This window comes from Flavobacterium sediminilitoris (assembly GCF_023008245.1).
Lineage (GTDB): Bacteria > Bacteroidota > Bacteroidia > Flavobacteriales > Flavobacteriaceae > Flavobacterium > Flavobacterium sediminilitoris.
In genome coordinates, this window is sequence record NZ_CP090145.1 from 1,156,035 (window position 1) to 1,178,916 (window position 22,882).

The 22,882-nt window shown below is 27.8% G+C and carries 23 protein-coding genes; 18 read left to right on the forward strand and 5 right to left on the reverse strand.

Features of this window, described 5'->3' with window-relative positions; translation table 11 throughout:
• Positions 1-23: 23 nt before the first annotated feature.
• The 9 genes from rfbA to LXD69_RS05355 all read left to right on the forward strand — a co-directional run bounded on the left by rfbA (position 24) and on the right by LXD69_RS05355 (position 8,910).
• Positions 24-887 carry a glucose-1-phosphate thymidylyltransferase RfbA gene (gene rfbA / locus LXD69_RS05315; protein ID WP_246918024.1) on the forward strand — a complete coding sequence of 288 codons (864 nt, stop codon included), beginning with the start codon at positions 24-26 and terminating at the stop codon, positions 885-887.
• The gene (gene rfbC, locus LXD69_RS05320) at positions 888-1,439 is read left to right on the forward strand and encodes a dTDP-4-dehydrorhamnose 3,5-epimerase (RefSeq protein WP_246918026.1); all 552 of its coding nucleotides are present in this window, start codon (positions 888-890) and stop codon (positions 1,437-1,439) included.
• Positions 1,433-2,362: a dTDP-4-dehydrorhamnose reductase gene (gene rfbD / locus LXD69_RS05325; protein WP_246918028.1), complete on the forward strand. Its 930-nt coding sequence runs from the start codon at positions 1,433-1,435 to the stop codon at positions 2,360-2,362. The genes rfbC and rfbD overlap by 7 nt, the downstream gene beginning before the upstream one ends.
• Positions 2,352-3,455: an acyloxyacyl hydrolase gene (locus LXD69_RS05330; protein ID WP_246918030.1), complete on the forward strand. Its 1,104-nt coding sequence runs from the start codon at positions 2,352-2,354 to the stop codon at positions 3,453-3,455. The genes rfbD and LXD69_RS05330 overlap by 11 nt, the downstream gene beginning before the upstream one ends.
• Positions 3,455-4,207 carry a GIN domain-containing protein gene (locus LXD69_RS05335; protein ID WP_246918032.1) on the forward strand — a complete coding sequence of 251 codons (753 nt, stop codon included), beginning with the start codon at positions 3,455-3,457 and terminating at the stop codon, positions 4,205-4,207. Before LXD69_RS05330 ends, LXD69_RS05335 begins: the two co-directional genes overlap by 1 nt.
• Before the next feature lie 485 nt (positions 4,208-4,692).
• A complete protein-coding gene (locus LXD69_RS05340; RefSeq protein WP_246918034.1) occupies positions 4,693-5,523 on the forward strand; it encodes a lipopolysaccharide biosynthesis protein in 831 nt (276 codons plus the stop codon).
• A 15-nt stretch (positions 5,524-5,538) separates the two neighbouring features.
• The gene (locus LXD69_RS05345) at positions 5,539-6,588 is read left to right on the forward strand and encodes a glycosyltransferase family 4 protein (protein ID WP_246918036.1); all 1,050 of its coding nucleotides are present in this window, start codon (positions 5,539-5,541) and stop codon (positions 6,586-6,588) included.
• Positions 6,589-7,103: 515 nt separating this feature from the next.
• Positions 7,104-7,649 (forward strand): hypothetical protein, encoded by a 546-nt coding sequence (locus LXD69_RS05350; RefSeq protein WP_246918038.1) that lies wholly within the window; start codon positions 7,104-7,106, stop codon positions 7,647-7,649.
• Positions 7,612-8,910, forward strand: a complete 1,299-nt coding sequence (locus LXD69_RS05355) for an O-antigen ligase family protein (protein ID WP_246918040.1) — start codon at positions 7,612-7,614, stop codon at positions 8,908-8,910. Before LXD69_RS05350 ends, LXD69_RS05355 begins: the two co-directional genes overlap by 38 nt.
• Here the strand turns inward: LXD69_RS05355 and LXD69_RS05360 are convergent.
• Positions 8,864-9,985 carry a glycosyltransferase gene (locus LXD69_RS05360; RefSeq protein ID WP_246918041.1) on the reverse strand — a complete coding sequence of 374 codons (1,122 nt, stop codon included), beginning with the start codon at positions 9,983-9,985 and terminating at the stop codon, positions 8,864-8,866. The two genes, LXD69_RS05355 and LXD69_RS05360, sit on opposite strands and share 47 nt — an antisense overlap.
• Before the next feature lie 39 nt (positions 9,986-10,024).
• Here LXD69_RS05360 and LXD69_RS05365 point away from each other — a divergent pair, with 39 nt between their 5' ends.
• From LXD69_RS05365 to LXD69_RS05385, 5 genes are all read left to right on the forward strand, one after another.
• On the forward strand, positions 10,025-10,651 hold the full coding sequence (locus tag LXD69_RS05365; protein WP_246918043.1) for a DNRLRE domain-containing protein: 627 nt from the start codon (positions 10,025-10,027) through the stop codon (positions 10,649-10,651).
• Positions 10,652-11,234: 583 nt separating this feature from the next.
• Positions 11,235-12,551, forward strand: a complete 1,317-nt coding sequence (locus LXD69_RS05370; RefSeq protein ID WP_246918044.1) for an O-antigen ligase family protein — start codon at positions 11,235-11,237, stop codon at positions 12,549-12,551.
• Positions 12,548-13,531, forward strand: coding sequence for a UDP-glucuronic acid decarboxylase family protein (locus tag LXD69_RS05375; protein ID WP_246918046.1), 984 nt, complete (start codon positions 12,548-12,550; stop codon positions 13,529-13,531). The genes LXD69_RS05370 and LXD69_RS05375 overlap by 4 nt, the downstream gene beginning before the upstream one ends.
• Positions 13,532-13,533: 2 nt before the next feature.
• Positions 13,534-14,883: an undecaprenyl-phosphate glucose phosphotransferase gene (locus LXD69_RS05380; protein ID WP_246918048.1), complete on the forward strand. Its 1,350-nt coding sequence runs from the start codon at positions 13,534-13,536 to the stop codon at positions 14,881-14,883.
• Positions 14,883-15,635 (forward strand): glycosyltransferase family 2 protein, encoded by a 753-nt coding sequence (locus tag LXD69_RS05385; protein ID WP_246918050.1) that lies wholly within the window; start codon positions 14,883-14,885, stop codon positions 15,633-15,635. The genes LXD69_RS05380 and LXD69_RS05385 overlap by 1 nt, the downstream gene beginning before the upstream one ends.
• Here LXD69_RS05385 and LXD69_RS05390 read toward each other — a convergent pair.
• A complete protein-coding gene (locus LXD69_RS05390; protein ID WP_246918052.1) occupies positions 15,632-16,942 on the reverse strand; it encodes an acyl-CoA synthetase family protein in 1,311 nt (436 codons plus the stop codon). The genes LXD69_RS05385 and LXD69_RS05390 overlap by 4 nt on opposite strands.
• A 142-nt stretch (positions 16,943-17,084) precedes the next feature.
• On the opposite strand from LXD69_RS05390, the gene purD reads away from it, so the two are divergent.
• Positions 17,085-18,356, forward strand: a complete 1,272-nt coding sequence (purD, locus tag LXD69_RS05395) for a phosphoribosylamine--glycine ligase (protein WP_045970328.1) — start codon at positions 17,085-17,087, stop codon at positions 18,354-18,356.
• A 27-nt stretch (positions 18,357-18,383) separates the two neighbouring features.
• Here purD and LXD69_RS05400 read toward each other — a convergent pair whose 3' ends face one another.
• The gene (locus tag LXD69_RS05400) at positions 18,384-18,614 is read right to left on the reverse strand and encodes a DUF6341 family protein (protein ID WP_045970326.1); all 231 of its coding nucleotides are present in this window, start codon (positions 18,612-18,614) and stop codon (positions 18,384-18,386) included.
• 46 nt (positions 18,615-18,660) lie between these two features.
• Here LXD69_RS05400 and LXD69_RS05405 point away from each other — a divergent pair, with 46 nt between their 5' ends.
• Positions 18,661-19,587: a DUF6427 family protein gene (locus LXD69_RS05405; RefSeq protein ID WP_246918054.1), complete on the forward strand. Its 927-nt coding sequence runs from the start codon at positions 18,661-18,663 to the stop codon at positions 19,585-19,587.
• Here the strand turns inward: LXD69_RS05405 and upp are convergent.
• Positions 19,582-20,235: a uracil phosphoribosyltransferase gene (gene upp, locus LXD69_RS05410; RefSeq protein ID WP_246918056.1), complete on the reverse strand. Its 654-nt coding sequence runs from the start codon at positions 20,233-20,235 to the stop codon at positions 19,582-19,584. The genes LXD69_RS05405 and upp overlap by 6 nt on opposite strands.
• A gap of 74 nt (positions 20,236-20,309) precedes the next feature.
• On the opposite strand from upp, the gene LXD69_RS05415 reads away from it, so the two are divergent.
• Both LXD69_RS05415 and LXD69_RS05420 read left to right on the forward strand, forming a co-directional pair.
• Positions 20,310-20,915 (forward strand): DUF4254 domain-containing protein, encoded by a 606-nt coding sequence (locus tag LXD69_RS05415; protein WP_246918058.1) that lies wholly within the window; start codon positions 20,310-20,312, stop codon positions 20,913-20,915.
• Between the two features lie 12 nt (positions 20,916-20,927).
• Positions 20,928-21,968 (forward strand): glycosyltransferase family 9 protein, encoded by a 1,041-nt coding sequence (locus LXD69_RS05420; RefSeq protein ID WP_246918059.1) that lies wholly within the window; start codon positions 20,928-20,930, stop codon positions 21,966-21,968.
• On the opposite strand, the gene LXD69_RS05425 is transcribed toward LXD69_RS05420, so the two are convergent.
• Complete coding sequence (locus LXD69_RS05425) at positions 21,961-22,704, reverse strand: lysophospholipid acyltransferase family protein (RefSeq protein WP_246918061.1); 744 nt, start codon at positions 22,702-22,704, stop codon at positions 21,961-21,963. The genes LXD69_RS05420 and LXD69_RS05425 overlap by 8 nt on opposite strands.
• Between the last annotated feature and the right edge of the window lie 178 nt (positions 22,705-22,882).

Here is a 22,882-nt window from a genome sequence, read left to right on the forward strand (position 1 = left end):
ATCAAAAATTAAAGATAAAAGAGATGAAAGGAATAATATTAGCAGGTGGTTCGGGTACTAGATTACATCCATTAACATTAGCTGTAAGTAAACAATTAATGCCTGTTTATGATAAACCTATGATATATTATCCGCTTTCAACTTTAATTTGGGCAGGAATTAATGAGATATTAATTATTTCAACACCACATGATTTGCCTTTATTTCAAAAATTATTAGGAGATGGGGAAAAGTTAGGATGTCGATTTGAATATGCAATTCAAGAAAACCCGAATGGATTAGCAGAAGCTTTTATAATTGGTAAAGAGTTTATTGGAAAAGATAAAGTAGCTTTAATTTTAGGGGATAATATTTTTTATGGAACAGGTTTAGCAGAATTACTTCAAGCTAATAATGATCCAGATGGAGGAATTGTTTATGCGTATCACGTTCATGATCCAGAACGTTATGGTGTAGTTGATTTTAATAAAGAAGGGAAAGTGCTATCTATAGAAGAAAAACCTTTAAAACCTAAATCAAATTATGCTGTTCCAGGTATTTATTTTTATGATAATTCAGTTGTTGAAATAGCAGGAAATATAAAACCAAGTGATAGAGGTGAGCTTGAAATTACAGATATTAATAAAGAATATTTAAGACAAGAAAAACTTAAAGTAAGTATCCTAGATAGAGGAACAGCATGGTTAGATACTGGAACTTTTAACTCATTAATGCAAGCTAGTCAATTTGTACAAGTCATAGAAGAACGTCAAGGATTAAAAATAGGATCTATTGAAGAAGCAGCGTATAAAATGGGTTTTATAGATGATAGCCAATTAAAAAAGTCAGCAGAACTATTATTAAAAAGCGGTTATGGAAAACATTTAATGAGCTTATTAAAAAAGTAAATGAAGTTTATAGAAACAAAAATAGAAGGGTGTTTTATACTTGAACCTACCATTTTTAAAGATGAAAGAGGATATTTTATGGAAAGTTTTAATGAAGAAACTTTCCATAAAGGAATTGGACAAAAAATCAATTTTGTACAAGATAATCAATCATTTTCAACTCAAGGTGTTCTGCGAGGTTTACATTATCAATGTGGAGTACATGTTCAAAATAAATTGATACGTGTGTTACAAGGAGAAGTTTTAGATGTTGCAGTAGATATTCGTCCAGAATCTAAAACTTATGGACAATATATATCGGTTTTATTAACTGAAGAGAATCAAAAACAATTTTTTATTCCAAGTGGTTTTGCCCATGGTTTTTTAGCTTTGAGTAAAACGGCTATTGTTTTTTATAAATGTGATAATTTTTATAATGCATCATCAGAAGGAGGTATTATTTTTAATGATAAAACAATTAATATTAATTGGGATTTTCCAACTAATGAATTAATTATTTCTGAAAAAGATAGAGGATTACCAGCTATAGAAAAATCAAGGAAAGTATGGTAGTTCTAGTTACTGGAGCGAATGGACAATTAGGTCAAGCAATTCAATTTGTTGCAGGAAAATATTCTACAATCGATTTTGTATTTTGTAATTCATCGGAATTGGATATTACTAATTTAGTACAATGTAAAGCTGTTTTCGATCAATATAAACCTAATTTCTGTGTTAATACAGCAGCTTATACAGCGGTAGATAAAGCGGAAAGCGAACCAGAAAAAGCATTTGCAATCAATACAAATGGAGCTGAAAATTTAGCTTTAACGTGTAAAGAGTTTGATACAATTTTACTTCATATTTCGACCGATTTTGTCTTTGATGCTTATTTTTTAAATGGAAAAGCTTTTTATGATAGAGAATTACGTTTACCATTAAAAAGTGGGCTTGGTCTACGAGAAACTGACGTACCTTTTCCAACGGGAATATACGGATTAACTAAATTACAAGGGGAACAAGTAATTCAAGGAACTTGGGAAAAACATTTCATCATAAGAACTTCTTGGGTATATTCACAATTTGGAAATAACTTCATAAAAACAATGTTGCGATTAGCATCAGAAAAAGATTCATTATCTGTTGTAAATGATCAAATCGGAACACCAACGAATGCTGTGGATTTAAGCGAAGCATTAATAAAAATTATTCTTTCTTTTAATGTTGGACATTCTAAATTATTTGGAATCTATAATTTTAGTAATGAAGGAAAATGTACTTGGTATGATTTTGCAAAGGAAATTTTCAGAATAAATAATATTCAAATAAATTTAAAACCAATTGAAACTAAAGAATACCCAACACCTGCAAAACGACCAAAATATAGTGTTTTAGATAAAACTAAAATAAAAACGATATTTGGAATTAAAATTAATGACTGGAGAGATAGTCTTTCTGTATGTTTACAACAATTAAAAAAATATAATGAAATATAGTTTTTTATTTATTGTTTTTTTTAATGTGTTACTTTCCATCGCTCAGGATAAGAAAAATACAACATATTTTGATGCACAGTTATTTAGAGGAAATGTATATAAACATACTAATGATATTGGACATTTAATTTCTGGCCACCCTGACGGATTCATGTTAAGTTATAACTGGAAAACCTATGGTAAAAAAGAATGGCAACAAGTTTATAATTATCCAGATTATGGAATTTCTTTTCATTATTTAGATTTTAAAAACAAATACCTTGGTTATAATTTTGCTTTAGGGTTACATTATAATTTTTATTTTTTGAAAAGGAATTTAATGTTTCGTATTTCGCAAGGCATTGGAGTAACTTCAAACCCATATAATAAAGAAACAAATAACAAAAACAATGCATTTGGAACTAAAGTGATGGATAATACCTACTTTATGTTGCAATATAAAAAAGATAATATTCTAAATAGAATAGGTTTCCAAGCTGGTTTTATGTTAACACATTTTTCAAATGGAAGGTTTAAGGCACCAAATAGTGGAATTAATACCATTGCATTAAATGTGGGATTAAATTATAACTTTGATGAATATCAAGAGTTTATAAAAGATACATTACCTAGTAGAGAAACGTACAAAGAAAAAATAAAATATAATATAGCATTTAGAACAGGCATTTCAGAAGGACCTGTTCCTCATTTAGGACAGAGACAATTTTATCATATAGGTTTATATGCTGATAAGAGAATAGGCAGAAAAAGTGCATTACAATTCGGAACAGATGTTTTCTTTTCACGATATTTGCAAGATTATATCCAATTTGTTTCAGTTGCTTTTCCAAAAGGACATAAATCGTATAGTGAAGCAGACGTTGATTATAAAAGAATAGGATTATTTATTGGCCATGAATTATTTATAAATAAATTGTCAATTGAAATGCAATTTGGATATTATGTATATAAACCATTTAATTACGAAATTGATATTTATCAACGAGTAGGAGCAAAGTATTATATTACCAAAGAATTATTTTCTGGAGTTGGATTAAAAACACACGGAGGAAGAGCAGAAGCAATTGAAGTAACATTAGGAATTCGATTATAATGAAGAAAAAATTAAGTATATTATCCTTTTTATTACTATTTATAATCACAAGTTGTGGTATTTCAGAAGACTGCTTTAAGGGTAATGGAAATAGAATTTCGCAGAACTTTTCTTTAGAAGATTTTACAAAAGTAAAAGTGTATGACGGAGTTGGCTTAGTAATTAAAGAAGGACCAAATTATGAAATAAGAGTTGAAACAAGTGATAACATAATTGATGATTTGGACGTTAAAGTAGTTGATGACATGTTAATTGTTAAAGATAATTCAACTTGTAACATTGCTCGTGATTATGGATTGACGACTGTTTATGTAACTGTTCCAAATTTAACTGAAATTCACTGTAAAACAGAACAAGAGATTAAGAGTGATGGGATGTTGCATTTCCCAGAGTTGAGGTTGTACTCAATAGGTGATGGTTACGGTGGAACTGGGGCTGGAACGGGAGATTTTTATTTAGATGTTGATTGCGAAGAATTTTATGTGGAAACTAATGGGTTAAGTAATTTTTATATTAACGGATTAAGTAATTCAGTTATACTTTTCTTTTCTTGGGGTGATGGTCGTTTTGAAGGAGAAAATTTTAGAGTAAATACGATGGAAATTTTTCATAGAGGCAGTAATGATTTAACAGTATATTCTATAAACTCATTAACAGGAGCAATTTATGCTACTGGAAATGTAGTTTTGAAAAATAACCCAGTATCAATTGATGTAAATCAATTATTTACAGGTAGTCTTATTTATAATTAATTTTGGAAAAAATAAAAGAACTTTTAACAAAAATAAATTCGAATACATTAATAAAGCAAAGTATTATAACTTTGATTTTGCGTGTTTTTGGTGTCATAACGCTTTTTGGCTTTACTCTATTTTTGACACATAATTATAGTCCTAAAATAGTAGGGCAATACGATTTTACACGAACTTTTCTATTATTAGTTGGGAGTATTGCTTTATTAGGAACAGATCAATCTGTTTTATTTTTTGCTGGAAAGTTAAGAGCACTAAATTCATTTTCTGTTTTAAAGAAGCTATATATAAATAATTTGAAAATATTATTCATGACTTCTTTATGTTTATTATTATTATTTCTATTAGTAGATAAAAATTTTGTAGATAGTTTTTTTAATGATTCATCTACATACAACATCATTTATAAGTGTATTTTTCTTTTATTTTTTAATGTGTTAACACTTTATAATACTGAATTCATAAGAGCTTTAGGAGATGTTTATTTGTCTGAACTTTTTAGAAATACATTTAAATATTTTCCTGTTTTTATAGGGTCAATTTTACTCACTTTTCACGGAAATCCAGAATGTTTAATAGATTTTTTCATATATGGTTTTTTCTTTTTAGCAATTATAACCTTGATTATAATTTTAATTAAGTTAGTTAAAATAGAAGGTGAACATTTAGATTTTTGTAATGAAGTAAATCAAGTAAAAATCATTAAGTCTTCATATTCTATGGGTTTAAGTAGTTTGATTTTTTTTTTGTTACTCAGTGTAGATGTTTTTTTATTAAAAAGGCACTTTGGAGACGCTGTTGTGGCTTATTATTCGTTAGCAATTAAATTAATGACGTTTATGAGTATGGTTATTATTTCTTTCGGTATTAATGCTTCAACTAAGATAGCCGAGCTTTACGAGTTAAAAAAAGTAGAAGAATTAACCGTGGTTATAAAGAGAAGTAATAGACTTATTTTTATAATTAATTTTATAGGTGGAGTGATATTGATTTTATTTAGTGAAACCATTTTAAAAATATTTGGGGCGGATTATATTTTAGCAGATTCAGCTCTAAAATTGCTAGTTTTATCTCAAATTATAGCATCTTTTTTTGGAGTGATACCAATGTATATGAATATGACCAATAAACAGATAGTTTTTAAAAGAATAATGTTTTTGGCTTTATTAATAAATATTATTCTAAATATTATTTTGATTCCTAAATATGAAATGCTTGGTGCGGCAATTAGTTTTTCGATAACAAATATCTTTTGGATTTTACTTTGTGTCTTTTATGTTTTTATAAAAGATAAAATTAAAATGGGAATATTTTAAATATGTAAAAAGGAAATGAAAATTCTATATATAATAAATAACTTTAATTTTGGAGGAGCAGAGACAGTTGTCTTTAATCTGATTGAAGGATTAAAAAAAAAGAATATAAATGTTGAAGTTTTAGTTTTTGAAAAAACAAATACTTCTTTAGAAATGAAGGTTGAAAAACTGTGTAAAATATATTACATGAATATTAATATTTATAATCCGATAAATTCTCTTAAAATAATACCCTTTTTAAAGAAATATGACTTAGTTCATGTTCATTTATTTCCATCTTTTTATTGGGTTGCCATTGCGAAGAAGATTTCATTTTCTAAAATTAAAATTGTGTATACAGAGCATAGTACATTTAACAGAAGATCGAAATATTCAATTTTTAAAAAAACAGATTATTTGATTTGCAAAGAAATTAAAAAGATAATTGCAGTTTCGAATGATGTAAAGATTAGTTTATTAAGAACATTAAAGTCATCAAAGAATAAAATTATTGTAATACCTAATGGAATTGATTTTAAAAAATTTTATCCTAAAAATGATTCAAAATTGCAGATAGATTTAATACAAGTTTCTAGGTTTACTTATCAAAAGGACCAAAAAACATTAATTAAAGCTATGACACTTTTACCAGATTATATTAGATTAACTCTTGTAGGTGATGGAGAAACAAAAAGGGATTGCGAAAAATTAGCTAGTGAATTAAACCTTATTGATAGAATAACATTTTTAGGATATAGAGACGATATAAATGAATTGATTAATATAAGTAGAATATTGATTCTTTCTACTAATATTGAAGGGTTGCCAATTACTTTGTTAGAAGGGATGGCTTGTATGAAGCCAGTTGTATCATCTAATATTGATGGAGTTAGGGAGATTGTTGGTAATTATGGACTTATGTTTGAAAAAGGTAACGAAGTAGAACTGTCAGAGCAAATTTTAAAGTTATACAAGAATCAAGATTTCTATTCTGAAATATCAAGAAAATGTTATCTAAGAGCACAAGAATTCTCACTTGATAGAATGATTGAAAATCATATAAATCTTTATAAAGAATTGATTTGAAAGTAAATAAAAATGTTTTTAGTTTCTATCTATTAATAGGTATAATATTATTTTTAAGTATACTATTCCCTTTTGTTTTACCAAATAGGTTTTTTAGTGATGCTTATACTATAATATATGATAAGTACAATGAAATAGGTTTAATTGGAAGTTATCCTTTTTCTATGTCTTTTTATAAGTACACCGGTTTAAAATATTTACCGTTTAGTATGGTGGCGCTTATACAGTTGCCAATATTGTATTATTTGTTGCGAAAAATTGGGATCCCCAAAGACTTTCATCTGGTCACGGTTAAAAACCTATTGGTTTATCTTGCTCTTTTGATGATTGCCATTTTTATAGGAATGCCTTCTAAAGAATTTATAACATTTATTTTTATATGGTATTTTGTTTATATTTTTATCAACCATAGGAATACTATTTCCAAAAAAATAAGAATAGGAATCTATTTGTTTTTAATTTTTAGCTTCATTTTTAGACCCTACTTTATATTCATACCCATTGTGGCAATTGGAATGAATTTATTGACAAAAGTTAATGTTAAGAATAAAGTAGCATCTAGTTTTTTAGCAGGATTGACTATCATGATTTTCATGTCTATTAGTTATGGCATTGTAAAAGGAAAACATTTTTCACAGCAAACAAGAGAGGAGTTAAACGAGGAAAGAGGAATGATTGATTCAAATTCTATACTAAAATCTCCTATTGAACCAAATACTTGGTACGGGGAAGCGGTAAGTATTGTTTATGGTTTCTTTTCGGTGAATTTACCTATCAATGGTTTAAAGCATTTTTTGAAACCTCAAATTTTAGTATTTATAGTTTGGCAGTTTTTTCTTTTCTATATTCTTTTGGTTCGTTTTTACAGCTTAATAAAACACAAAAAAGAATTATCCACAGAATATTGGTTGATGCTTTTCCTTTTTGCATACTTTATTATACAAGGAGTGTTTGAACCTGATTTAGGATCAGCAGTGCGACATAAAATAGGAGTTTTTCCTTTAATTTATTATTTACTTTATTATGAAAATTTCAGAAAAGAAGTTCAATCGCATATATAATTTTTTGTTATTAATTGTTTCAATCGCATTGCCATTTGGAAAGTTGAGTAATTTTGCAATTATCTTATTTGTATCATTTAACCTAATTTTTTTTAAACGTCCAGAATTAAATAAACAAATTTGGAAAATTGCTTTATTAATGCTGATTCCTTTACTCCTGGAAGTGATGTTTTTTTGGAATAATGACGAATTAGATAGAGGTATAAAATCGTTGTTAAAATACATTTCATTATTAGTATTTGCTTTTTTTATAATAGGGCATTATAAGAGAGTAAACGTAAATCTGCTATTAAGACGTTATGCTGTGAGTATGACCATTATTTTACTGCTTTTAGAAATTAGATTTGTTATTGTGTTTCAAGAATATATGCAAAAGTATTTAAATGGTATAGACTTGTGGGAGGTAGGGTATGTGTTTACGCAATCGTTCAAAGTACACGCACCAGCAATAAATTTTCAATTAGTTTTTGTGGCTTGTGTAAATCTTTATTTTTTAATTCAAACATTTATTAGGAAGAGTTCAATAAAAAAAAAGATAATCAACCTAAGTTTGGTATTAGTTGCATCAATGCATGTTTTAGTAGTTAATACAAGAGTTTCGTTGTTGTGTCTATTATTGTGCTTTATGGTTATGATTTTTTATGAAATTAAAAAAAAGCTCAATTTTAAAAAGGCTTTGTTCGCTACTTTTGGGGTTCTGTTAATGCTGTTAACAATTATAACGATTACTGTATACAGTAATCCTTTTATGATCGAAAAGTATACAACGTTTACTTTTTCAAATTTAGATAAAGTAGGGAAATTAGACGAAATGGAACATCCTGAAATATATGCTTACAACGGTTTGGTAAATCGATTATCAATTTGGAAATCCGCTTTGGAATTAGCCAATGAGAATTGTTTAGTAGGAGTGGGGGCTTCTGATGCAAATCAAGATTTAATCAAATATTTTAAAGATACCAATCAATTTTTTTTAGCTAAATATGAATTTGCTACCCATAATCAATATTTAAATTATTATTTAAAGTTTGGTTTTATTGGGCTTATCCTAACGGTTTGTTATATTTTAGGTCAGTTTTACTTAGGAATTACATTAAAGAATGGATTGATAATTGCATTTGCACTTTTGTTTTCAATATCAAACCTCACTGATGATTTTTTAAATCGTTTTGATGGTATAGGATTTAGCGGATTTTTCTATTCAATCTTTATTGTTATGCATTTGAAATGGTATTCAAATAAATTGATTTCATCTGATTAAAATTAGTTGTAGTATTGAAAAGGGCTTTACAACGCTTAAGGCCATTTGCTCCCATTTCATTTCTTGTTCTCTCGTCTTCTAATTTTTTGAATTGGATGTCAAGTTCTTCAATACAATTGAATAAATAACCATTTTCATTATGAACTACAATATCTTTGTTTCCGATAATATTCGTTGCAACCAAGGGTTTTTCAAGCGCCATAGCTTCTAAAAGAGCGATTGGTAAGCCTTCCCACAATGAGGTCTGTAAATATACGTCGATAGAATTAAGACGACTCATTACTTCTACCTGATCTAATGACCATCCTGTAATAGTAATGTTTGTCGCAGTCAGTTGACTTTTTAATTCACCATCTCCAATCCAAATAAAATTGTATTTTGAAAATCGTAACGCAATTGTATTGAATAAGTCTGGATTTTTTTGAAAACTAATTCTTCCAATAATACCAATTGTTAAAACATTATTTTTAATAGGCTTTTTAAAGGCACTTAATTTGTCTACAATAATACCATTACGGACTAATACGCTTTTTCCAATTTTTTGTGCAATTTCATATTCGGTATCACCGCAAGCAAGGGTTATACCGCCAAATATTCTTTGAATGTATTTTTCAATAAAGTAAAACACTTTCTTTTTAGAATTGGAAAATTCTTTACTTAAAAAAGAATAACCATGAGGAGTATAGAATACTCTTTCTTTTGAAACAATATTTAAAGCCGCAATTCGCCCTAAAACACTCGCTTTTGAAGAATGAAGGTGTACAATATCCGGATTGTACTTTTTTAATAGTTTGCGGAGCTTTAAAATGGATTTATAGTCTTGAAGTGGATTTAGTTTTCGACACATATCCACTTCTACAAGTTCAACATTCTGATTGGTAATCAATTCCAAATTTTTTGGGTCAATTTCTTTTCTGTTTTTACTAAAAAAAATGATAGTTTTTATATCATCTTCCTTAGAAAAGTGTGAGGTTAAATCTTTAAAATAGGTGTAAACTCCTCCTCCTAAAGCTTCTACAACATGTACTACAACCAAAATCGTAATGTTTAAAATTAGGCCATAAAGATAGACCATAATCAAAAGATTTACATAAATTTGTTTAAAATTATTTCTATGAAAATTAAAAAGATTGCATTGGTATTAATAACTACATTGTTTATTTATTCATGTAAGGATGAAAGCAAAAATGAAGAAAATGTTGTCAAGATTAAAACTTTTGGTTTAGATAAAGATGACACTATAATGTTACATTCATCTTATCCTAATGAATCTGTGAGATGGGACAAGTTAGTTGCAAGTTTTAATAATTTAGGAGATGGAATTAGTAATTCTTCATTTGTAATAAATTTTAAAACAGAGAACTTTTTTTGTAAGCACAAAATTGATTCGGCTTTTGTTGTATTAAAACCTTATCCAGAAGAAAATTTTGGAGCAAATCAGTTAAAGATCGCTTTGATTGATGAACCGTTCAAAGCGGACTTTAGTTGGAATAATAAGCCAATTGTTTATAAAGATATTTATAGTTTATACAGAAATAAAGATAATAAAGATGAAAAAAAAATTAAAATAGATATTACAAATCTTGTAAAATATTCATCAAGTGAATATAAATTTGACTTGCCACTAATTTTTTCTCTTAAAGCTGAAACCCTATCGGAACAAGCTTTTGCTACTTTCTACTCAAGTAATATTGATATTGATGAAGTTAAGCCAAAACTTGAAGTTTATTATAGTAAATAATAGTAAAATTGAGATAAAAAAGAATAAGATAGATAACTTCCGTCCGTCTTATTCTTTTTATTGAAGTATCAAGTATTCGTTTTCAAATGTTTTCATGCTAAAATTTCCCCAATACATTGCTTAAATATGCTTTATATTTCCACTTAGGTTATAAATTTAGAAACACCTAATAATTTTTGTAATGTACTTCAAAAATTAATTTTCTTTCAAAATTAAACGTTTTTTTATAGATTTTGTCAATTCTTTTATAGTTAACTTTACTAGTATAAATTGTTTGCTTTTAGGTATTTATTATAGTTTTGAATTAAGGGAACACTAAACTAATCTAAATCATCTACAAATATAAATTTGCATATCGACGTTTCTGAACTTCAAACTACTAATCAAGATACATTGTTTTGTTTCAATAAACTTAAGAAGTAAATCACGTAATACATACGATTTATGTAAATTAAAATCATATTTTATACCATATAAATTTTTAATTTAGATAAAATCAAGGTATATATATTGTTTTTAGATTATTAATTTGTACTCATTGTAAAATAAAAAATACTTAAATTGCAATATTTAATGAATAAATATGCTAAATAGTGTAGTTCGATTTTTAAAAAGCCAAGAGAAATTTAATTTTCTAGTTATTTTTTTAGCCATTTCCGGTTTTTTACCGATTCCAGCAAGTAATATAGCCGTTTTAATAGGATTTATATATACGGTTATTTTTTTTAAAAAACCTATTATTTGGAATACGCTTTTAGCATTACCTATTTTATTGTTTTTTTGGATTGTAACGTCTTTTTTTTGGAGTATGCAACCAATGTTAACGTTGTATTCAATACCTAGAACCGTTTTTTTATTGGTTATTCCTCTGTTGTTTTTAGCAATCAAGTTTGATACTACCCATGTAAAAGAATCCGTTCTAAAAACGTACTCATACCTAGCGGTAGTTGTTTCAATGGCTTTTTTGATAAGAGCTATAATACGATTTTTTGTTTATAAAAACAGCTCTGTTTTCTTTAATCATGGCAACTATATTTCCGATATGGGATTGGTGCCTAAAAACTTAAATGCAGTTCATGTATCCGCTTTTGTGGCAATTGCTTTTTTCTATTTTTTGACAACTAAAAAGAAAGGAATTTATAATTGGCTGTGTGTTTTTATTTTAGCGGTATTTTTGGTTTTACTTTCATCTAGTATTGTATTGTTTACATGCTTGTTTTTATTGCTTTTATACTTTTTTTTCTTTTCGAAAAGCGCAAACAGAATGCGATTACGAAATAGTGTGCTAGTATTGATTTTAGCTTTGATTTTAGGCTTTTATAAGCAAACAAAGGATTATATTAACGAAGAATTTAAAACGAATACTGAAAAAGTAATTGGACATAATGTAATTCCAGAGTTGTCAAAAACAAACCATAAAGTGACTCTTTATGAAGCTTGGAATAATGAGCAGTTTAGTCCAAATGATTTTTTTCCAGCTTTGGCTTTTCGTATATATCAATTTCGAATGTGTTTGGAGATCATAAAAGAAGAAAAAGCATTTTGGGAAGGACTCGGCTTTAATGCATCCCAAATAAAATTAGAAGAAAAAGGAATAAAGTACAATGTGTTTTTGGGAGATACAATTAACGAAGGGTATCAAAAAAAGAATTTTCACAATCAATATGTGCAAGTCTTTGTCGAATTAGGGTTTATAGGCTTTACTCATTTAATGTTGCTTTTGTTTTTTTCATTGAAAAAAGCGTTACAATCAAAAGATTTTATACATATTGCTTTTACAATTCTAATGATAAGCTTATTTTTGACCGAATCATTTTTGTGGCGTCAAAGAGGAGTGGTATTTTTTACTGTTTTTTATTGTCTTTTTATGACGCAACCTAAATTAACAACAACAAAATGAAACGTATCTTAATAACAGGAGCAGCGGGGTTTTTAGGTTCTCACCTTTGTGATCGATTTTTAGCAGAAGGTTATTTTGTAATTGGAATGGACAACCTGATTACAGGTGATTTGAAAAATATTGAGCATTTATTTAAAGAGCAAAACTTCGAGTTTTACCACCATGATATTACCAAATTTGTACACGTTCCTGGAAAGTTAGATTATATTTTACATTTTGCTTCGCCAGCAAGTCCTATTGATTATTTAAAAATACCCATTCAAACCTTAAAAGTAGGTTCTTTGGGGACACACAATTTATTGGGATTAGCTCGAGTAAAAAAAGCAAGAATATTGATAGCTTCTACCTCAGAAATTTATGGAGATCCTTTAATTCATCCACAACCAGAAGAATATTATGGAAATGTAAATACTATTGGTCCACGTGGAGTTTATGATGAAGCTAAACGCTTTCAAGAGTCCATTACAATGGCTTATCATACTTTTCATGGAGTTGAAACTCGTATATTGAGGATTTTTAACACTTATGGACCTAGAATGCGATTAAACGATGGTCGTGTAATTCCTGCGTTTATAGGTCAAGCTTTAAGAGGAGAAGATTTAACAGTTTTTGGAGATGGAAGTCAAACAAGATCATTTTGTTATGTAGATGATCAAGTTGAAGGTATTTGGAGGTTATTACATTCGGATTATCATTTACCAATAAATATTGGAAATCCAGATGAGATTACTATTAAAGATTTTGCAGAAGAAATAATTAAGTTGACAGGTACGACTCAAAAGATTATTTATAAAGACTTACCTATGAATGATCCTTTACAAAGACAACCAGACATTACAAAAGCTAAAGAAATTTTAAATTGGGAACCTAAAGTTGGAAGAGCAGAAGGAATGAAAATTACTTATGATTATTTTAGATCACTTTCTACTGAAGAGTTAGTAAAAGAAGAACATAAAGATTTCACTAAATACATTTATTAATTTTGTCACCAAAAACAGGTAGGTATTCAGGTTATATAAGACCTTTTTTGTATGTAATTGATGTTTTAATTATCAATTTGCTAGTTCCTTTCTTTTTACCAAGTATAAATAGTACTAATTTTCATCTATTTCTTACTTTATTTTGGCTGATTATAGCATGGAATGTAGCTTTTTACGAAGTTTTTCGTTTTACGAAGATTATCCAAATTTTAGGTAAAATTATTAAACAATATATTTTATTTTTAATTTTTGGGTTTGCTTATTTAGGATATTTTTATAAATTCTCAAGACCATCACAAATGGTTTTATATATAACTATATCAATAGTTATTATTGCATTAATAAAATTTTCTGTTTTTTTTCTATTAAAGAAGTTTAGGGTAGCTTTTGGAGGTAATTTTAGGAGAGTGGTTATTATTGGAAATGGTAAGAGAGTAAATCAATTAATTGATTTTTTTAATAAAAATATTGATTATGGTTATAAATTAGAATTTGTTTTTGATTTTAAAAACCAAAAACAAAGAGAGTTTAAAGAAGTTTTTAATTTTATTTTAGAAGAAAAAATTGACGAAATATATTGTTCTTTATCAAGTTTAAGTAATAATGAAATTAATCAAATCGTTGATTTTTGTGATAACAACTTAAAGAAGATTAAATTTTTACCGGATAGTAAGGATATTTTGTCTAGAAATTTAATTTTAGATTACTATGGCTATATACCAATTATTTCATTAAGGAATATTCCACTAGATCAACCAACTAATAAAATAATAAAAAGAATTTTCGATATTTTATTCTCGATATTTATTATTTTAGGTCTATTATCGTGGCTAATGCCTCTGTTAGCAGTATTAATAAAAATAGAGTCTAAAGGACCTGTGTTTTTTAAACAGAAAAGAAATGGTCTTAATTATGAAGAGTTTTATTGCTATAAATTTCGTTCTATGCGATTAAACCCATTGGCAGATTTAGAACAGGTTCAAAAAAACGATCCAAGAGTAACTAAAATTGGAGCTTTTATTCGCAGAACAAGTATTGATGAATTACCACAATTTTTTAATGTATTTTTAGGGAATATGTCTGTTGTCGGTCCAAGACCTCATATGGTTAGTCATACCGAAATGTATGCGAAAAGTGTAGATAAATTTATGGTAAGGCATTTTATCAAACCAGGGATTACAGGTTTAGCGCAAACTAATGGGTTCAGAGGGGAAGTTGAAAATGACAGAGATATTAGAAATAGAGTGAAATATGATATTTTCTATCTTGAAAATTGGTCATTACTTCTAGATTTGAAGATTGTTATTCTTACAGTATTAAATGCCATTAGAGGAGATAAAAAAGCATATTAATGAATGAATTGGTATCCATAATAACTCCAACCTTTAATTCAGCTAAATTTATAGATGAAACTATTCAATCAGTTAGAAATCAAACCTATACTAATTGGGAAATGATTATTGTTGATGACGGTTCTACAGATAATACAGAAGAAATAATTTCACTTGTAGTTAAAAAGGATAATCGAATTAGATTTTATAAATTAGATAAAAACTCAGGTGCTGCTGTAGCTAGAAATAGAGGAATAGAAGATGCTAAAGGGCAATATTTAACTTTTATTGATGCAGATGATATTTGGTTTCCAGATTTTATTAAAAATAGTGTAAAGACAATAAAAGAAACAAAAATCTCTTTTGTGTTTTCTTCTTATAAAAGAGCAAATGAAGAATTAGAGTTTATATATTCTGATTTTATTGTTCCTAAAAAAGCTACATATACTGATATTTTGAAATCCAATTCCATTAGTTGTTTGACAGCATTCGTAGATATAAAAAGGCTAGGAAAAAAATTCATGCCATTAATTAGAAAACGTCAGGATATGGGATTATGGTTACAATATTTAAAAGCAACTCCTTATGCTTATGGTATTCAAGAAACACAGGCAATTTACCGTATTCGCAAAAACTCCCTTTCTAGAAAAAAAGCAGATTTAATAAAATACCAATGGCAGTTTTATAGAGAAGTTGAAAATCTAAACTTTTTACAATCAGTATATTATATGTTGCATTGGATGTATAGAGGTTTTATGAAATATAGGAATTAAAGTAAAGATTCAAATTGTTTTAATTTTCCTCTTGCAGTTCGTTTTAAAACGTCTTTTCGATTGTACGTAAAATGCAATCCAGATTCTAAATATGTAGCAATTGCTTTTTCAATTTTTTGAATTTGTAGTGAAGTTAATTTAGTAGAACTAACATAATCTATTTCAAAGGTGTCTAGTTTAGTTTGACGAATAATAAATTCTTTTACATTTCCATCATCTTCAATGATACTTTTGGTAACATAGTAAAAAGTTAAACCAGGAGACTTTTTTCCACTTGGGAGAATAGCAATATCACTTGTGCGTCCTATTAATTTTTTTAAAATTGGCATTTTCGAAGTGCTGGCCTCATCTAAAATTCCAATATCACCTATTTCATAGCGAATAAAAGGATGTGCTTTGTTAAATAAAGATGTAATAACTATTTTCCCTTCTGTACCATTTGCAACTGGTTGATTGTTTTCATCTAATATCTCTACAAATAAGGTTTCACTGTTCACTTGCCATTCTCCTTGAGGATTTTGAAATGCAATCAAATCCAATTCTGAAGCTCCGTATTCATTTACAATGGGAACACCTAAATATTTTTCTAATAGTATTTTATCTTCTTCAAATAACATTTCAGAGGTTACCATACAAACTTTTAATGTTGGACAAACATCAGTTAAAACAATGTTTTTCTTTTTAAGATATTTTCCAAATAAGACAATCGAACTAGTATAGCCATTGATGTAATCAAACTTTTTTTCTTGAAATTTTTGAAGAATTTTAGCTAAGACGACATCTGATAGATCGAAAATAGGGAAACGATATCGCTTACTTAAAATATCTTTTAATCTTTCTTTTCTATATCCTAAGAAATCTAAAGGGATTCCATAAAAACGAGCTTGATAAGACGAATTGAAATTAATATTATACCACCCAAACCTATAGATAATTGAAGCCCAGGTTATAGCATGAGCTTCTTTGTCTTTTGCAAAAATGAATGGATCACCACTAGACCCAGATGTTTTATTTATAAAAACAGTTTTTTTTATATAGTCTTTCGATAATCTTTCGTGTAATGGTTTTTGTAAATCATTTTTAGTAATAACAGGTAAGTCATTCCAATTTTTAAACGTATTAGTTCCAACAAGATTTTGATAGAAAGAGTTATTTTTTAAGTGATAAACAGCAATTTCTCTTTTTTTATTTTCAATATATCCTTGATAATTTTCAGCAGGAATTTTTAAAATTTTATTTAGTTCAATTCTAGCTTTTTCAATAGGAAAGCCATTTAGTTTCAAAGTAAGATTAAATAAATTGAACATATCAGAAATTTAATTTCAAAAATATAAAAAGCAGAATCGATAAACTATTCTATTGAAACTTTTTTTTCTATTGAAAACGAAGTATTTTTGCGAAATACTAAATAGAATCTGAATCGTATTCGGATAAAAACAACACAACACAATGAAAATTTTATTATTAGGTTCTGGTGGACGTGAACATGCTTTAGCTTGGAAAATGCTTCAAAGCACAAAATGTTCTTCTTTATTTGTAGCTCCTGGAAATGCAGGAACAGCTTCAATAGCAACAAATATTAATATTAATCCAAATAATTTTGATGAAGTAAAGGAATTTGTTTTATCTGAAAAAATTGAAATGGTTGTTGTAGGTCCTGAAGATCCATTAGTAAAAGGAATTTATAATTATTTTAAAGAAGATAATTTATTAGAAAACATTTCAGTAATTGGACCATCAAAAATAGGAGCTCAACTTGAAGGAAGTAAAGAATTTGCAAAAGAGTTTTTAGTAAAACATAATATCCCAACAGCAAAATATGATAGTTTTACCGCTGAAACAGTTGAAAAAGGATGTTTGTTTTTAGAAACATTACAAGCACCTTATGTTTTAAAAGCGGACGGATTAGCAGCAGGGAAAGGAGTTTTAATTCTTCAAGATTTAGAAGAAGCTAAAAGAGAATTAAGGAGTATGTTAGTTGATGCAAAATTTGGACAAGCATCTTCAAAGGTAGTTATTGAGGAATTTTTAGATGGAATTGAATTAAGTTGCTTTGTATTAACAGATGGAAAGTCGTATAAAATTCTTCCAACGGCTAAAGATTATAAAAGAATAGGAGAAGGTGATACAGGTTTAAATACGGGTGGAATGGGAGCTGTTTCCCCAGTTCCATTTGCAGACAAAGTACTTTTAGATAAAATTGAAAATAGAATTGTAAAACCTACAATTGAAGGATTACAAAAAGATAATATTGAATATAAAGGTTTTGTTTTTATAGGTCTTATTAATGTAAAAGGAGAGCCTATGGTTATTGAATATAATGTTAGAATGGGTGACCCAGAAACAGAAGTTGTAATGCCAAGATTAAAAAGTGATTTAGTTGAAATTTTTGAAGCTATTTCGAAACAAGAATTAGATAAGATAAGTCTAGAAATAGATGAAAGAGCCGTAACAACAATTATGGTGGTTTCTGGTGGATATCCTGAAGATTATGAAAAAGGAAAAGAAATTACAGGAATAGAAACAATTACGGATTCTATTGTTTTTCATGCAGGAACAAAATTAGAAAATGAAAAAGTGCTAACAAACGGAGGAAGAGTTATTGCGGTTACATCTTATGGAGATAATTACGAAGAAGCCATAAAAAAATCTTATCAAAGTATAGCTAAACTACAATTTGATAAGATGTATTATCGTAAAGATATTGGTTTTGATCTATAAATAAAGTTCCTCTTAATTGAGGAATTTTTATTTTAAGAATGAATGAGCTGTTGTATCTTGCTCATCTTCATTGTTAGCTTTGAATATATTTAATTGTTTAATCCAATATACCATAGCTCCACAACAAATTAAAATAAATATCCAATTTAACGTATTTGCTGCCCACCAGTTTGACAATTCTAATTTTCTTAATCCATCGAACGGAACAAATAAAAAATCAACAAATAGTGATGCAATTCCTTCAAAAAATGATTTCATTTTGATAAAGTATTATATTTACATCACAAAAATATAAAATATCCTGATGATAGCAAGTGTTTTTAATAAAACAAGACCATTTAATTATGTAATTATTGGAACATTACTTTTAATAGCTTTTGTTTCGTACACATTTTCGCATTCCATATTTAAAGGATGGCAAGGCTTTTTATATGGAACTATGTATTTTGTTTCCATTGTAGCATCTTGTTTTCTAGTTAATTTTATTTCTCTAAAGAATACTTTAACAAGAAATGATAATTATGCTATTTTACTATTTTTCATTTTCTTATTATTCTTTCCTTCTATTTTTAAAAATAAAAATATATTAATTTCAAATTTTTTCCTGTTACTTTCTTTAAGAAGATTAATTTCTCTGAAATCAATGAAAAGTACTCAAGAGAAGTTTTTTGATGCTTCATTTTGGATTTTTCTTTCTGCACTATTTCATTTTTGGAGCGCTCTATATATTGGATTAGTTTTTATATCTATAATTCTACACGGATCAAGAGATTATAAAAACTGGTTAATACCAGTTATAGCATTTTTGAGTGTAATAATATTGTTTTTCATGTTTAATTTCATGAATGATAATACTTTATTAGAGATTTTATTAAATAAAGCATATATCAGTTTTGATTTTACATATTTTGAAAATATATATCAAAATATTGCATTAGCTGTTTTTTCATCAATAGCGATATTGTTTTTTGTAAGCATGATAATGACAATTAATGCTACACCATTAAACATGCAATCGTCATACAAGAAAATATTATTTTCATTTCTTTTAGGAGTAGGAATTTATATCCTTTCAGCAGATAAGAATAATAGTTGTTTAATATTTTGTTTGGCACCATTATCAATTATGGGAGCTAATTTCATTGAAAATTTAGAAAATAAAATTTTAAAAGAAGTAACATTGTACTCTCTCTTAGTTATAGGCTTATTTTTCTTTATAATGCAATTATAGTTTAATTCCGTATGCTAAGTCTCCAGCGTCACCTAATCCAGGAATAATGTAATTTTTTTCGTTCAGTTTTTCATCAAGAGCGGCAACCCATAAATGGCAATTTTCAGGAAGATTATCTTGTAAATATTGAACACCTTCTGGAGCAGCAATTGCAACAGCAATGTGTATCTCCTTTGGCTTTTGTTCAGCGTTTAATTTTTCAAAAACAGCAACAATAGATTGGCCTGTTGCAAGCATTGGATCAATAAGAAGTAATGTCTTTCCTTCTAAATTTGGAGCAGCTTGATATTCTACTTTTATAATAAATTCATCATCATTATTAGGATGATGTCTGTAAGCAGAAACAAAACCATTATCAGCATTATCAAAAATGTTCATAAAACCAGTATGAAGCGCTAAACCAGCTCTCAAAATAGAACATAAAACAATTTTGTTTGTTATTTCAGTGGTTTCTTTTGTTCCAAGTGGCGTAATAACAGATTTATCTTTATAGTCTAATACTTTACTTAATTCATAAGCCATTATTTCCCCTATTCGCTCTATATTTCTTCTAAAACGCATACTATCATTTTGAACTGAAACATCTCTAATTTGAGCTAAAAAATGATTTAAAATGCTGTTTTCTTCAGAAAGATAATGAATATACATAGGATTAGTTTTTAATTTTCAGGCTAAAAGTACAAAAAAACGTTATTTTTGTAGAAATTTTAAACAACTTAATCATGTTTGCAGAATTTGCATTTCCAATATTTGAGCGTTCTATTAAAGAATATCACGTTATTGACGACGTGTACCAACCTGTACAAAATCCTTATGAAAAAGGATCTATAGAACATTTGCTATTTGCAAAAAACTGGGTTGATACAGTACAATGGCATTATGAAGATATCATTCGTGATCCACAAATTGATCCTATTGCAGCATTAGATTTAAAACGTAAAATAGATGCTTCTAACCAAGTGAGAACAGACATGGTAGAATATATAGACAGTTATTTTCTTCAAAAATATGCAGATGTTCAAGTAAAACCAAACGCAAAAATAAATACAGAAAGTCCAGCGTGGGCAATTGATAGACTATCTATTTTAGCTTTAAAAATTTATCACATGAGTGAAGAAGCAAATAGAGTAGAAGCTTCACCTGAACATAGAGCAAAATGTCAAGAAAAATTAAATGTCTTATTAGATCAAAAAAATGATATGTTTGCTTCTATTAGTCAATTAATTGAAGATATCGAAAATGGGGATAAATACATGAAAGTGTATAAACAAATGAAAATGTACAACGACGAGGAATTAAACCCTGTATTGTATCAAAATAAAAAATAGTCATCAATTAAGATGTCTAAACCAAAGCATATTTTAGTAATAAGGCTCTCAGCCATGGGTGATGTCGCAATGACAGTTCCTGTGTTGAGAGCTTTTTCTATACAATATCCTGAAATTAAAATTACAGTAATTTCAAGACCTTTTTTTGAACCTTTTTTTAGAGATATTTCTAATATTGATTTCTTTGCAGTTGATTTAAATAAAAGACACAAAGGGTTTTTTGGTTTATTGAGATTATTTAAAGATTTAAACAAACTAAAAATCGATTTTGTTGCTGATTTGCATAATGTATTACGTTCCAAAATCATTCGAATCTTATTTTTATTTTTTGGAAAAAAAGTAGCAGCAACTGACAAAGGCAGGAAAGCAAAAAAAGAACTAACAAGACTTGAAAACAAGGTTTTTAAACCAGTGAAATCTATGTTTGAACGTCATGTTGATACATTTAACAAATTAGGTTTCTCAGTCGATTTAATTCATCCTGTTTTTCCAGAAAAAGCAATTTTATCAGAAGCAATTTTGAAAGCGATTCCTTTTTCAAAGGAAATAAAAATAATTGGAATTGCTCCTTTTGCTCAATATGAAAATAAGGTATATTCTTTAGATTTAATGCAAAAAGTAATTGATGATTTGGCTATGAAATCCACTTATTCAATTTATCTCTTTGGAGGTGGAAAAAAAGAAATAGAATTACTAAATCAATTACAAAACAATCATGAAAATGTTGTTGTTTTAGCGGGTAAATTAAAATTAAATCAAGAATTAGATATAATATCAAATTTAGATGTGATGTTATCAATGGATTCTGGAAACGCACATATTGCAGCTATGTTAGGAATAAAAGTAATTACACTTTGGGGAGCAACACATCCTTATGCTGGTTTTAAACCTTTTAACCAGCCTAGTGATTATTGTATTACTGCTGACAGAGAACAATTCCCTTTATTACCTACTTCAGTTTATGGAAATAAAAAAGTAGAAGGATACGAAGATGCTATGCGAACTATTTTACCTGAAACAGTAGTTGCAAAAATTGAAAGTATTATTACTTAGAATAAGATTCAAGCTCTTCCAAAATAATTGCTCTTGTTTTTTTCTTTGTTTCTTGTCGGTTTTCAAGAGTTAATCCATTAGTTTCAATAAAAGAGTGCACTTTTACACGCATCCTTCCAGTTGACCCACTAAAAAAACGAAATGGAAAACGTTTTTTGTTATCTACAAAAGTCATTGGAACAATAGGAATTTGATGTTCTATTGCTAAACGAAAAGCACCATCTTTAAATTCGTCTAAAACAATACTTTCATCATCAGGAACTCCACCTTCTGGAAAAATACAAATACTTAAACCTTGGTGTAATCGTTTTTGAGCCAACTCAAATACTTTAAATCTACTTTTGCTACTGCTTCTATCAACCATGATACAAACTCGCTTAAAAAAGAAACCAAAAACAGGAATTTTAGCTAATTCTTTTTTCCCAACAAAAACAAACGGATTGTTTTTTACAACCAAAAGCATTAACATAATGTCAGTCATCGAAGTATGATTGGCAACTAACATATAACTTTTCCCTTTTTCTAGTTTTTGTTCAAACTCTATTTTGTGATAAAACCCCATTCCATACAAAATAATTTTCGCCCAAAATCGTGCTAAAAAAAAGAACTGAGGATACGTTTTTTCACTAAGAATAGTAAGGAATAATATTGGAAATAAGATAAGAATAGGAATAATTACTAAAAGGTAAAACCAAATTCTCCAGATTATCCAAAAAGCATATTTTAGTATTTTCATATATTAGGAACCAAACATTAGTAAATTGTTTAAACCATTTTCCTGCTATTCGTTTTATCTTTTAAACTAAGTTTAAAAGGATGTCACTACTATCAGGAGTAGACTCAAACAATATGCATTTTAAAAACTTTGTGCCAAAAATAACAATATTATTCAACCTTTTGTTAAGAACCTTTTA